This window comes from Nonomuraea sp. N2-4H, assembly GCF_045291505.1.
GTDB lineage: Bacteria > Actinomycetota > Actinomycetes > Streptosporangiales > Streptosporangiaceae > Nonomuraea > Nonomuraea fastidiosa.
Map to the genome: position 1 here is coordinate 5664725 of NZ_CP147987.1, position 12665 is coordinate 5677389.

The window sequence follows — 12665 nt, forward strand, 5'->3', positions numbered from 1 at the left end:
GGCAATCGGGCGGGGGATGCGCACAGCCGTTCCTTCCTGCCGACCGGTACTGCGAGAAAGGTGACTCCGCGACATTTCGCCTTGAGTTCTCGATTGTTAATTGGCGATTGCCGAACGTTCACAAACGCACATAACCCGTCATGTCGGCGATCGCCAGGGCGCGAAACCGACACGACATCGACCGGCAACAGGGCGGAAACGGCCGGTTCCTATGGTCCGGCCATGCGGCTAACCTCACACGAGCAGGAGCGGCTGCTCATCCACGTCGCCGCCGGGGTGGCGCGCGAGCGGCGGGCCAGGGGCCTGCGGCTCAACCACCCCGAGGCTACCGCCATCATCGCCTCTTTCCTCATGGAAGGCGCCCGGGACGGGCGCAGCGTCGCCGAGCTGATGGAGGCCGGACGGTCGGTGCTCAGCCGGGCCGACGTCATGGAGGGCGTGCCGGAGATGCTGGAGAGCGTGCAGATCGAGGCCACGTTCCCCGACGGCACCAAGCTCGTCACCGTCCACAGGCCGATCCCGTGATCCCCGGCGAGTACGTCCACCCCGAGGGCGCCGTTCCGCTCAATCCGGGTCGGGAACGGGTGACGGTCCGCGTGGTCAACACCGCCGACCGGCCCATCCAGGTGGGCTCCCACTACCACTTCGCCGCCGCCAACCCGGGGCTGGACTTCGACCGGCGGGCGGCCAGGGGCATGCGGCTCGACGTGCCCGCGGGCACCGCCGTCAGGTTCGAGCCCGGCGTCGAGCGCGACGTCACCCTGGTGCCGCTGGCCGGGCGGCGCGTCGTCCCCGGGCTGCGGCCGGAATGGGCGGGGCCGCTCGATGACTGAGATCTCCCGCGAGCGCTACGCCGCACTCTACGGCCCCACCACCGGCGACCGCGTCCGGCTGGCCGACACCGACCTGTTCATCGAGGTCACCGACGACCTGTCCATGGGCGCGGCGGGCGCCGGCGACGAGGCCGTCTTCGGCGGCGGCAAGGTGATCCGCGAGTCCATGGGCCAGGCCAGGACCACCCGCGCGGAGGGCGCAGCCGACCTGGTCATCACCGGCGCGGTCATCCTCGACCACTGGGGCGTGATCAAGGCCGACGTCGGCATACGCGACGGCCGCATCGCCGCCATCGGCAAGGCCGGCAACCCCGACACGATGGACGGCGTCGGCATCGTCATCGGCCCGTCGACCGAAGTGCTGGCCGGCAACGGCAAGATCCTCACCGCCGGGGCCGTCGACTCCCACGTCCACCTCATCTGCCCCCAGCTTCTCGACGAGGCCATCGGGTCCGGTGTCACGACGATCGTCGGGGGCGGCACCGGACCCGTCGAGGGCACCAAGGCCACCACCGTCACCGGCGCCTGGTACCTCGGCCGCATGCTGGAGTCCCTCGACGCCTACCCGCTCAACTTCGCCCTGCTCGGCAAGGGCAACACGGTCAGCAGCGAGGGCCTGGTCGAGCAGCTTGAGGCCGGAGCCTCCGGCTTCAAGCTGCACGAGGACTGGGGCACCACGCCGGCCGCCATCGACGCCTGCCTGAGCGTCGCCGACGCCTCCGGCGTGCAGGTCACCATCCACACCGACACGCTGAACGAGGCCGGCTTCGTCGAGTCGACGCTCAAGGCCATCGGCGACCGGACGATCCACGCGTACCACACCGAAGGGGCGGGCGGCGGGCACGCGCCCGACATCATCCGCGTCGCCTCCTACGCCAACGTGCTGCCGTCATCCACCAACCCGACCAGACCGCACACCGTCAACACGCTCGACGAGCACCTCGACATGCTGATGGTCTGCCACCATCTCAACCCGGCCATCCCCGAGGACCTCGCCTTCGCCGAGTCGCGCATCAGGCCGAGCACGATGGCGGCCGAGGACGTGCTGCACGACCTCGGGGCCATCTCCATGATCGGCTCCGACTCGCAGGCCATGGGGCGCATCGGCGAGACGATCATCCGTACGTGGCAGACCGCCCACGTCATGAAGGCCCGGCGCGGTCAGCTCGGCGGCGGACCCGCCGACAACCTGCGCGCCCGCCGCTACATCGCCAAATACACGATCTGCCCCGCCGTCGCCCACGGGCTCGACGGCGAGATCGGCTCGGTCGAGCAGGGCAAGCTCGCCGACCTCGTCCTGTGGGACCCCGCGTTCTTCGGGGTCAAGCCCGACCTGGTGATCAAGGGCGGGGTCGTCGCCTGGGCGCAGATGGGCGACGCCAACGCCTCCATCCCCACGCCCCAGCCGGTGCTGCCCCGCCCCATGTTCGGGGCCTCACCCGTCACCGCCGCCGCCACGTCCCTGCACTTCGTCGCCCCGCTCGCCGTCGAATCGGGCCTGGCCGACCGGCTCGCCGTCCGGCGCAGGCTCGCGCCGGTCGCCGACGTGCGGCGGCGCGGCAAGGAGGCGATGCCGCTCAACGACGCGCTCCCCCGGATCGACGTCGCCCCCGACACCTTCGACGTCCGCATCGACGGCGAGCTGATCGAGCCCGCCCCCGCCACGTCCCTGCCCATGGCTCAGCGCTACTTCCTGTTCTGATGAACCCGTCCCTGCTGCTCCTGACCGACTCCCGGCTCCCGGCCGGCGGCCACGCGCACTCGGGCGGCGTCGAGCGCGCCGTCGTCTCGGGTGCCGTGCACGACGCGCCGTCGCTGGCGGCGTTCCTGCGCGGCCGCCTGCACACCGCCGGCGCGGTCACCGCCGCGCTGGCGGCCGCCGCCCGCACCCACGCCGCCGCACCCGGCACGCGCATGTGGGCGGAGCTGGACGCCGAGGTGGACGCCAGGACCGCATCGCCCGCGCAGCGCGACGCCTCCCGCACCCAGGGCAGGCTGCTGCTGCGGGTCGCGCGCCGGGTCTGGCCCGCTCCGGCGCTGGACGAGCTGGCCCGCGCCGTGCCCAGCGCGCACCACCCGATCGCGCTCGGCGCGGCCGCCTTCGCCGCGGGGGCGAGCGCCGAGGAGGCGGCGCTGGCGGCCGCCTACCACGCGGTCACCGGGCCGGCCACCGCCGCCGTACGCCTGCTCGGCCTCGATCCCGTGGCCGTGCACGCCCTGCTCGCCGGCCTCACTCCCGACCTGGCCGCCGTCGCCTCCCGCGCCTGCCGCTTTCCTGACTCCGCCCCCGGCTTCGACGCCGCCCCCGACGCCGCCTCCGACGCCGCCTCCGACACTGCTCCTGACACTGCCCCTGACACCGGCCCCGACCCTGCCCCCGGCTCTGACCCCTGGCTCGATGACCTCGCCGGCGGGTGGGAGTCGTTGCCCGCACCCTCCGCACCCGCCCTCGACCTCATCGCCGAACAGCATGCCCAGGCCGAGGTCAGGCTCTTCGTCTCCTAGGAAAGGACCCCACATGGGAGCCAACCACGACGACCACCACCACACGCCCGACGGCCGCGGCCGCGCGCTGCGCCTCGGCGTGGGCGGCCCGGTGGGCAGCGGCAAGACGGCCCTGGTCGCCGCCCTGTGCCGGGCGCTCGGCCCGTCCCTGTCGCTGGGCGTGGTGACCAACGACATCTACACCACCGAGGACGCCGACTTCCTGCGCCGCGCGGGCGTGCTGGACGACGAGCGCATCCTGGCCGTCGAGACCGGATGCTGCCCGCACACGGCGATCCGCGACGACATCGCCGCCAACCTCGACGCCGTCGAGACCCTCGAATACCGCTTCGGGCCGCTCGACCTCGTCATCGTGGAGAGCGGCGGCGACAACCTCACCGCCACCTTCAGCCGGGGGCTCGCCGACCGGCAGATCTTCGTGCTCGACGTATCGGGCGGCGACAAGGTGCCGCGCAAGGGCGGCCCCGGCGTCACCACCGCCGACCTGCTGGTCATCAACAAGACGGACCTCGCGCCCATGGTGGGCGCCGACCTGGGCGTCATGGCCCGCGACGCGGCGGCCGTACGCGGGGAGCGGCCCGTGCTGTTCACCTCGATCCGCCAGGACCCGACCGCCGACGCGGTGGCCGCCTGGGTCAGGGACGAGGTCCGCACATGGTCCCACTCCCACGCCACCCCGGTCTCGTGAACCCTCCTCCCACCACCGTCGGGCAGGCCACCCGCTCCCCCGCCCCGCTCGGCACGGCAGCGCACGCGGTCCTGCACGAGGCCACCCCGCCCACCGAGGCACCCGCCTCAGCCGAGCCCGCACCCGTCGCCGGACCGGCCACGGAGACCGCGACAGGCACGGGCGGGCGCACCACACTTGCCGGATCAGTCACGGAGACCAAGGCCGACGCGGGCGGGCGCACCACCATCGCCGGACCGGCCACGGAGACCACGGCCGACGCGGGCGGGCGCACCGCGCACTCCCCCGGTCCGGCAGGGCGGGGGATGCGGGCGGAAGCGGCCGTGGAGACGGCGGCGGGGGCGGGTGGGCGTACGGTCATCGAACGGCTGGCGTCCGCACCACCGTTGACGCTGCGGCAGACGGGCCCGCACACCGTGCACCTGATCTCCACCGCGGCCGGCCCGCTGGGCGGCGACCGGCTCCGGCTCGACCTGCGGGTGGCCCCCGGCACGACGCTGGAGCTGGGTTCGGTGGCGGCCACGCTCGTGCTGCCCGGCGACGGCCCGTCGATGATGCTGATCACCGCGCACGTCGGCGCGGAGGCGACGCTGAGGTACGTCCCCGAGCCGACCGTGCTGGCCGCCCGCAGCGATCACCGCCTGCGCGTCCGCCTCACGCTGGAGCCGGGCGCGACGGTGCTGTGGCGGGAGGAGATCGTCTTCGGCCGCCACGGCGAGCCGTCAGGCCGCTGCCATGCACGCTTCGACGCCACCTGCGACGGCGTGCCGCTGCTCAGGCAGGAGTTCACGGTCGGCGACCCCGGCCTGGACGGTTCACCGGCGGTGTACGGGAGTGCCCGCTGCGTCGGCACGACGTTCCTGACCGAGCGGGCGCCCGCGCCCGCCGTGGCCGAAGGGGTCGCGGTGCTGCCGCTGGCCGCGCCGGGCACGCTGGTCTCGGCCCTGGCCGACGACGCCGTCCAGCTCCGCGCCCGCCTGGAGTGGGGCGAGCGCCAGGCGATGCCGGCACCGCCCACTGGTGACGACTCCGTTGCGTACGGTGGTGAGGCGGCCTCCCCCGGCATAGGCTGATCGTGTGGCCGACGACCTCAAGCCCGCGTCCACCCGTACCCGCCTGGGCCGTGGCCCCGCGATCGCGGTGCTGGCGGCCGGCGTGCTGCTCACGATCTGCGCGATCCTGCCGTGGGCGGGCATCCAGGCGACGAGCAGCCTGATCGGCGCCGGCGTGGCCAGCGACGTGCGCGGCATCGACGACCCGCTCGGCGTCTACACCCTGCTGGCGGGCCTGGCCGCGCTGGGCTGCGGCGTGGCCGGCCTGATCGCCCATCCCCGCCTCGCCGCCCTGGCGATCGCGCCGGGCGTGGTGGCGGTGTTCGTGCTGGTGTCGTACGTGGCGGGCAGCGACGGCCTGCGCAACCGCGTCTCCATCCACCTCGGCGACCTGCTGTCGATCGAGCCGGTGATCAGGCCGGGCTGGTTCGCCGCGCTGGCCTGCGCGGTCGCGACCGTGCTCCTGTCGGTCGTGGCCCTGGTACGCCGCTGACCGCCCCGCGGCCCTCCAGCCCGGCAGGCGCGGGGGATCAGTCGTAGAAGCCGAGCCGCCGCAGTTGCTTGGGGTCGCGCTGCCAGTCCTTGGCCACGCTGATGCGCAGGTCGAGGTAGACGCGGGTGCCGAGCAGCGCCTCGATCTGCTTGCGGGCCTTGGTGCCGACCTCGCGCAGCCGCTCGCCCTTGTGCCCGATGACGATGGCCTTCTGTGACGGCCGCTCGACGAACATGTGGGCGTAGATGTCGAGCAGGTCGTCGCGCCCCTGCCTGGGCAGCATCTCGTCGACGACGACGGCGATGGAGTGGGGCAGCTCGTCGCGTACGCCCTCCAGCGCCGCCTCCCTGATCAGCTCGCCGACCAGCACCTGCTCGGGCTCGTCGGTGAGCTGCCCGCCCTCGTAGAGCGGCGGCGACTCCGGCAGGTGCTTGATCAGCACGTCGCCGAGCACGTCGAGCTGCTCGCCGGCCTCGGCCGACACGGGCACGATGTCGGCGAAGTCGGCCACCTGCGACACCGCGAGCAGCTGCTCGGCGATCTTCTCCTTGCTCGCCAGGTCGCACTTGGTGACCACCGCGACGACCGGGGTCTTCTTCACGGCCGAGAGCTTCTCGGCGATGAACCGGTCACCCTTGCCGATGGGCTCGTTGGCCGGCACGCAGAACCCGATGACGTCGACCTCGGTGAGCGTGGACAGCACGAGGCTGTCGAGCCGCTCGCCCAGCAGCGTGCGGGGACGGTGCAGGCCGGGGGTGTCGACGATGATGAGCTGCGCGTCGGGCCGGTGGACGATGCCCCTGATGACGCGCCTGGTCGTCTGCGGCTTGGACGAGGTGATCGCCACTTTCTGGCCGACCAGGGCGTTCATCAGCGTGGACTTGCCGACGTTCGGCCTCCCCACGAAGCAGGCGAATCCGGCGCGATGGTTGTCTGGCGAAGTCACATAGTGCATTGTGGCCTATCAGCGGGCGTGTTCACGCCACCAGGCGTACGCCTGGGGCGCGACGCCCGGCGTCCACGGGGTGGTTTCGAGGCCGGGGAGCTCCTCTTCGGCGACCCAGCGGTAGTCGTGGATCTCCACGCCGTCGGGGCGCGGCTCGGGGGATCCGGGGCGAGCCGGCAGCCGTAGGCGGCGATGACGTAGCCGACCTCGTGGCCGTTGGGATAGACCGTGCGGAACTCGGGGCCGCCGTACACGCCGATCAGGCCCCGCACCTCGATCTCGACGCCCAGCTCCTCGCGCAGCTCCCGCACGACGGCGTCCTCGGGCCGCTCGTCGGGATCGACGCCGCCGCCCGGGGCCGCCCACCGCCGGACGTCGCCGTGGTTGGCCAGCAGCAGGCGGCCGTCGTCGTCGAACACGAACGCGGAGACCGAGGGCAGCATGATCAGGTCTGAGCCGACCTTCTCCCGCAGCCTCGCCAGAAAGGGCGACATCGGCATGTCAGCCTCGCAGGGTGCCGTCGGGACCGGCCACGAGCAGCTTGCCCGCACCCAGCTCGGCCGCCACCGCCTCGTCGGCGGGGCTCGGGTCGCCCTCGCTGACCAGCGCGACCGCCTCCAGGGAACGCGCGCCGCTGGAGACCGCCATGGCCACCGCGACCTGCACGGCCGAGAGCGTCAGCGCCGACAGGGCCACGTTCGTCGCCGCGTAGGTGCGGCCCGTCTCGTCGCGCACGGCCGCGCCCTCGGCGGAACCGTTGCGCGCCCGGGCCGAACGGGCCAACGTGATGATCTTGCTGTCTTCGGGATCGAGTGTCACGCGCTCTAGGTTAGGCGCTGACCATGGAGAGCGCCGCCTCGACGACCTTCCGGGTACGGCCGGCGTCCACGTCGTTCATCCCCGTGTGCACCACCGAGACCAGCGTGTCGCCGACGCGGGCGAGCACGAGGTCCATCTCGTACGGGTAGCCGTTCAGCCGCCCGCTGAAGCGCGCCCCGACGGCGTCGTCGGCCGCCTCCCGCACCGCCTCGTCGATCGGCAGTTCGTGCGGCCGCAGGTCGGTGCCGCTCGAGCTGCGCACGGCGTGGCACTTGCGCAACGCCTCGGCCAGCTCGTCCAGGTGGTCCTCCGCCTCGCCGGCCGCGTACCTGGCGAGGCCGACCCCGGCCTGCTCGCCCAGGCCGTCGCCGTGGTAGCTGACCGCGGCCTGCGCGGTGAGCGCCTGTCCCGGCGCCTTGCCTCCGGGCGGTTCCAGCACGGCCCGGCAGTTCTCGTCCGCCTGCCCGAACGGCATCTGCCAGGCCTGCTCCGGTCTGATCGTGAAGCCGTCCGGCAGGCGCGGCTGTTCCTTGCTGACCACTTCGCGCAACTGCGCCATGGCCTGCGCGTCGAGAAAGCTCTCGGCTCCCACGCCGCCGCACCCCGCCAGGAGGCAGGTGAGCAGCGCGCAGGCGCCGATCCCTGGTCTTCGTTTCATGATCCCCCCTTGAACCGCAGCCTCCCCGCACGAGTAATGCGGCAATCCACCGGAGTGACCACCAATACGCAAAAAGGGTGCCCCCGCCCTGATCAGGACGAGAACACCCTTTACGCCGACCAGCGTCGCGACCCGGTACCAGGCCGGGACGCCGTCGTTCCCCCAGGATCCGTCCTCGGGCCGCGAACCCCACCCGGCCTTCGGACGGTCTCCCCTCGTAGACACCCACCGCACTGGATGTCGTTGGTTCGAGAGTGCCGTACCCGGCTTGCAGAAGACTTGTAGAACGCTTGCCGTTTCGCCCGCATTCGCGGCCTTCGCCGGAAGTGGCGTCACTCCCGGCCGGCGGGGCGCTCCCGCTCGCGTTCGCGCTCGCGATCCCGTTCCCGCTCGCGTTCGCGCTCGCGATCCCGTTCCCGATCGCGTTCACGCTCGCGCTCGGCCGCCACCGGCAGCGCCTCGTCCTCCGGTGGCGTCACCCGCCGCACCACCACGGTGCTGATCCGGTTGCGCCGGCCCGCCAGGCTCTCCGCGGTCAGCGACAGCCCCGCCACCTCGGCGTGGGAGCCCGCGATCGGCACCCGGCCGAGCGCGTGCGCGAGCAGCCCGCCCACGGTCTCGACGTCATCGACGTCGATCTCGGTGTCGAACAGCTCGCCCAGCTCGTCGACCGGCATGCGGGCGGTCACCCGCATGCCGCCGTCCTCCATGGGCTCGACCCTGGGCGCCTCCTGGTCGTACTCGTCGGTGATCTCGCCGACGATCTCCTCCAGGACGTCCTCGATCGTGACCAGGCCGGCCGTGCCGCCGTACTCGTCGATGACGATCGCGATGTGGATCTGGCGCGCCTGCATCTCCCGCATGAGCTGGTCGATGGGCTTGCTCTCGGGCACGTACGCGGCCGGCCGCATGATCGACTCGACCGTCTCCTTGCCCCCGCCCTCGCCCGACTCGTGGATCTTGCGGGCGATGTCCTTGAGGTAGGCGATGCCGATGACGTCGTCTTCGTTCTCGCCGACCACCGGGATGCGGGAGAAGCCGCTGCGCAGCGCCAGCGACAGCGCCTGGCTGATCGTCTTGGCCCGCTCGATGTAGACCATGTCCGTGCGGGGCACCATGACCTCGCGCACGAGCGTGTCGCCGAGCTCGAACACCGAGTGGATCATCTCGCGCTCGTCCGGCTCGATCACCTGGCGCTCCTCGGCCAGATCGACCAGGTCGCGCAGCTCGGCCTCTGAGGTGAACGGGCCGTCGCGGAAGCCCTTGCCGGGCGTCAGCGCGTTGCCCAGCAGGATGAGCAGCTTGGGCAGCGGGCCGAGTATGCGGGTCAGGCCGTAGACGATGGGCGCGCTGGCCAGCGCCACCGGCTCGGCGTGCTGGCGGCCCAGCGTGCGCGGCATCACGCCGACCACGACGTAGCTGATGACGATCATCACGGCGGCGGCCCAGAAGTAGGCCCAGCCCTGGTCGTCCAGCAGGTCGATGAAGAGCAGCGTCGCGATCACGGTCGCGCCCATCTCGCAGCACAGCCGCAGCAGCAGGAGCAGGTTGAGGTAGCGAGGCGGGTCGTTCACGATGTCCCGCAAGCGCGCGGCGCCGCGCCGCGACTCACGGACGTATTCGTCGGCACGCACCCGGGAGATGCGTGTCAGCGCCGTTTCCGCACTGGCGATCAGGCCACCGACGACGACGAGCGCGATGGCCGACAGCAACCAGGCGTTCACCGCGGCTTGCGCACCTCCTGCCACGACTCGAGGAGCCGGGACTGAAGGCCGAACATCTCCCTGTGCTCCTCCGGCTCGGCATGATCGTAACCGAGCAGGTGCAGGATGCCGTGGGTGCACAGCAGCTCGAGCTCGTCGGCCGTGCTGTGCCCGGCCTCCTCCGCCTGCCTGGCGGCCACCTGCGGGCAGAGCACGACGTCGCCGAGCAGCGCGGGGTCGGCGGGCCCTTCGGACTCGCCGCGCGCGCCGCCGCCGGGACGCAGCTCGTCCATCGGGAAGGCCAGCACGTCGGTCGGGCCCGGCTCGCCCATCCACTTCTCGTGGAGCTCCGCCATGGCGTCTTCGTCGACGACCACGATGGACAGCTCGGCCAGCGGGTTGATGCCCATCTCGCCGAGCACGTGGGTGGCCAGGGCGACGATGCTCTCCTCGTCGATGCCGACGCCCGACTCGTTGTTGATCTCGATGCTCACGGTCGCCGCTTCCCTCGCTGCTGAATCGCCTTGGGCTCCTGGGCCGCCTGCGAGGCGTCGTAGCGCCCGTAGGCGTCGACGATCTCGCTGACGAGCTTGTGGCGCACGACGTCGGTGCTGGTCAGCCGGGCGAAGTGGATGTCGGGGATGCCTTCGAGGATCTCCTGCACCACCCGCAGTCCGCTCACCGTGCCCGACGGGAGGTCGACCTGCGTGACGTCACCGGTGACCACGATCTTCGAGTTGAACCCGAGCCGGGTCAGGAACATCTTCATCTGCTCGGCCGAGGAGTTCTGGGCCTCGTCGAGGATGATGAAGGCGTCGTTGAGCGTGTTGTGGGTCAGCAGGAAGCCCTCGGTGACGTAGAGGGAGTCCTCGGCCGCCACCTGGATGCAGACGCACTCGGCCGTGCCGCTGGGCTCGATGCGCTCGATGCGGCGCTCGGGGCGGACGCCGCCGTGAGCGTGGTAGGCCGCCGCCTTGCCGGCCCGCCTGAAGGGCTCGACGCCCTCGGGCAGGTGGACGTCGAGGACGCCCGCCGTCCGCCGCGCCACGCCGCCGAGCGAGCGCACCAGGGTGACGACGTCGTCGCCGAGCCGCTCGGAGGCGGTGGTGAAGCGCAGGCCCTCGGCGGTGACCGTGCCGCCGGCGTCGAGCAGGCCCTGGAGCACCGCGAGCCTGATCTCCGCCGTGTTGCGGAGGTAGACCTCCGGCACGAACGTCGTCTCCGGCCCGAGTTCGGCCAGGCCGAGCTCGGCCGGCGGGTGCGCGAGCGTCGTGGTGCCGCCGGACCGCCCGGCCGCGACCGGCACGCCCAGGCTCTTGGACGCGGTGCCGCGGCCCTCGCCGAGCAGCAGGCCCAGCGCGTACGGGTCCATCGCGACGGCGCGCTCGGGGAAGCAGACCGGCGCGGTCAGCAGCGGCAGCTCCCACCTGCGCTCACCGGCGGGACCGAGGTCGCCTGCCAGCTCCTTGGTCTCCAGCACCCGCCAAGGCCCGCCGCGGCCGTCGCGGACGGTCCACAGGTGGTCTTCGCTGGCCAGGACCGAGGCGCCGTCCTGGCTGGACAGGCGGTAGATCTTCTTCTCACCCTGCGGGTAGACCCCCAGCACGGGCGTCGGCTCGCCATCGGACCCGACGACGAGATCGCCGACCTCCAGCTCGCCGATGGGGCGCCAGCCGTCGGGCGTCAGCACCTTGCTGCCGACCGGCTGGGCCCGCCCGCGCATGTAGGCGAGCGGCGCGACCTCGATGGTGCCCGCGGCCATCAGCTTGGGGATGGAGTCGGGGTCGACCATGTCGTGCAGCGCGTCGTAGAGCGGCCGCAGGTATGGGTCGATCTTCTCGTACAGGGTGCCGGGCAGGAAGCCCAGCCGCTCGCCCGCCTCGACCGCGGGACGGGTCAGGATGATGCGGTTGACCCGCTTCTCCTGCAGCGCGCGCACCGCCTTGGCCATCGCCAGGTACGTCTTGCCGGTGCCGGCGGGGCCGATGCCGAAGACGATGGTGTGCTTGTCGATGGCGTCGACGTAGCGCTTCTGGTTGACGGTCTTGGGACGGATGGTGCGGCCCCGCGACGACAGGATGTCGAGCGAGAGCACCTCTGCCGGCCTGTCGGAGGTCATGCGCAGCATGGCGATGCTGCGCTCGACCGCGTCGGGGCTCAGCTCCCCGCCGCTGCGCAGGACCTCGACGAGCTCCTCGAAGAGGCGTACGACGGTGCCGCTCTCGTCAGGGCTGCCGGTGACGGTGATCTCGTTACCGCGTACGTGGATGTCGGCCCGGAAGGCGCCTTCGATGACGCGCAACAGCTCATCGCCGGAGCCCAGGAGGCTGACCATCGGGTATTCGTCCGGTATCAGCACCTTCGCTTGAGTCCGCGAGGGAGGTGCTGTACGTCGGGATTCATGTAGTTCGGACATGGGCAGGCCAGCGGCCTGATGCCTCCCGGTCTCTTTCGGAGTTCTTCTCCGCCCATCGTATCCGGGGCCAGGCCGATTGCTCGCCCCGATATTCGCAGCGTCCGGGCCCCGTGCAGGCGGCCCCGGCCGCTGCGGGCCGTCAGCCCGGCGGCCAGGTCAGGTCGCGCCCGCCCAGCACGTGAGCGTGGACGTGGAAGACCGTCTGGCCCGCGCCGGGTCCGGTGTTGAAGACCACGCGGTAGCCGCGCTCGGCGACGCCGCGCATCACGGCCACCTCGTGCGCGGTCTTGAGCACCTCGTCAGCGAGCCCGTCGTCGGCCTGGGCGAGCGCCGCGGCGTTGGCGTGGTGCTCCTTCGGGATGACGAGCACGTGGGTCGGCGCCTGCGGGTTGATGTCCTGGAACGCCAGGGTCCTGCCGGTTTCGTAAACGATCTCGGCGGGAATCTCCTTGGCGACGATTTTGCAGAAGAGGCAATCGCTCACCCGATCAGCCTACCGAGGGCGCCGCCCCCGGCCGAGTCCGTTGCGAATCGGTAATCACCTGTGTCGTG

At 72.0% G+C, this 12665-nt stretch carries 15 protein-coding genes and 1 pseudogene; 7 read left to right on the plus strand and 9 right to left on the minus strand.

Annotated features, from left to right (window positions below):
* Nucleotides 1–222: 222 nt before the first annotated feature.
* From WBK31_RS25890 to WBK31_RS25920, 7 genes are read left to right on the plus strand one after another with little or no spacing between them, the layout of a single operon-like run.
* On the plus strand, nt 223–525 hold the full coding sequence (locus WBK31_RS25890) for an urease subunit gamma (RefSeq protein WP_364056982.1): 303 nt from the start codon (nt 223–225) through the stop codon (nt 523–525).
* Complete coding sequence (locus WBK31_RS25895) at nt 522–833, plus strand: urease subunit beta (protein ID WP_364056985.1); 312 nt, start codon at nt 522–524, stop codon at nt 831–833. The genes WBK31_RS25890 and WBK31_RS25895 overlap by 4 nt, the downstream gene beginning before the upstream one ends.
* Entirely contained in the window at nt 826–2535 is a 1710-nt protein-coding gene (locus WBK31_RS25900) for an urease subunit alpha (protein ID WP_364056988.1), read from the plus strand. The genes WBK31_RS25895 and WBK31_RS25900 overlap by 8 nt, the downstream gene beginning before the upstream one ends.
* Entirely contained in the window at nt 2535–3338 is an 804-nt protein-coding gene (locus WBK31_RS25905) for an urease accessory UreF family protein (RefSeq protein ID WP_364056991.1), read from the plus strand. Before WBK31_RS25900 ends, WBK31_RS25905 begins: the two co-directional genes overlap by 1 nt.
* 13 nt (nt 3339–3351) lie before the next feature.
* Nucleotides 3352–4026, plus strand: a complete 675-nt coding sequence (gene ureG, locus WBK31_RS25910; protein WP_406673316.1) for an urease accessory protein UreG — start codon at nt 3352–3354, stop codon at nt 4024–4026.
* The gene (locus WBK31_RS25915) at nt 4023–5099 is read left to right on the plus strand and encodes an urease accessory protein UreD (protein ID WP_406673317.1); all 1077 of its coding nucleotides are present in this window, start codon (nt 4023–4025) and stop codon (nt 5097–5099) included. The genes ureG and WBK31_RS25915 overlap by 4 nt, the downstream gene beginning before the upstream one ends.
* A gap of 4 nt (nt 5100–5103) precedes the next feature.
* The gene (locus tag WBK31_RS25920) at nt 5104–5571 is read left to right on the plus strand and encodes a hypothetical protein (RefSeq protein ID WP_406673318.1); all 468 of its coding nucleotides are present in this window, start codon (nt 5104–5106) and stop codon (nt 5569–5571) included.
* Between the two features lie 37 nt (nt 5572–5608).
* Here the strand turns inward: WBK31_RS25920 and era are convergent, their stop codons facing one another.
* The 9 genes and pseudogenes from era to WBK31_RS25965 all read right to left on the minus strand — a co-directional run bounded on the left by era (nt 5609) and on the right by WBK31_RS25965 (nt 12597).
* Nucleotides 5609–6517 (minus strand): GTPase Era, encoded by a 909-nt coding sequence (gene era, locus WBK31_RS25925; protein ID WP_364057003.1) that lies wholly within the window; start codon nt 6515–6517, stop codon nt 5609–5611.
* Nucleotides 6514–7011, minus strand: coding sequence for an NUDIX domain-containing protein (locus WBK31_RS25930; RefSeq protein WP_406673319.1), 498 nt, complete (start codon nt 7009–7011; stop codon nt 6514–6516). The genes era and WBK31_RS25930 overlap by 4 nt, the downstream gene beginning before the upstream one ends.
* Before the next feature lie 7 nt (nt 7012–7018).
* Nucleotides 7019–7336 carry a cytidine deaminase gene (locus WBK31_RS25935; protein WP_364057009.1) on the minus strand — a complete coding sequence of 106 codons (318 nt, stop codon included), beginning with the start codon at nt 7334–7336 and terminating at the stop codon, nt 7019–7021.
* Nucleotides 7337–7346: 10 nt separating this feature from the next.
* Nucleotides 7347–7994, minus strand: coding sequence for a hypothetical protein (locus WBK31_RS25940; protein WP_364057012.1), 648 nt, complete (start codon nt 7992–7994; stop codon nt 7347–7349).
* Between the two features lie 332 nt (nt 7995–8326).
* A complete protein-coding gene (locus WBK31_RS25945) occupies nt 8327–9718 on the minus strand; it encodes a hemolysin family protein (protein WP_406673320.1) in 1392 nt (463 codons plus the stop codon).
* Entirely contained in the window at nt 9715–10191 is a 477-nt protein-coding gene (gene ybeY, locus WBK31_RS25950; RefSeq protein WP_364057018.1) for an rRNA maturation RNase YbeY, read from the minus strand. The genes WBK31_RS25945 and ybeY overlap by 4 nt, the downstream gene beginning before the upstream one ends.
* A complete protein-coding gene (locus WBK31_RS25955) occupies nt 10188–11420 on the minus strand; it encodes a PhoH family protein (RefSeq protein ID WP_406675530.1) in 1233 nt (410 codons plus the stop codon). The genes ybeY and WBK31_RS25955 overlap by 4 nt, the downstream gene beginning before the upstream one ends.
* A pseudogene (locus WBK31_RS25960) lies at nt 11409–12113 on the minus strand (PhoH family protein); the annotation flags it as partial. The gene WBK31_RS25955 and the pseudogene WBK31_RS25960, both read right to left, overlap by 12 nt.
* Nucleotides 12114–12252: 139 nt before the next feature.
* Nucleotides 12253–12597 carry a histidine triad nucleotide-binding protein gene (locus WBK31_RS25965; RefSeq protein WP_364057021.1) on the minus strand — a complete coding sequence of 115 codons (345 nt, stop codon included), beginning with the start codon at nt 12595–12597 and terminating at the stop codon, nt 12253–12255.
* Between the last annotated feature and the right edge of the window lie 68 nt (nt 12598–12665).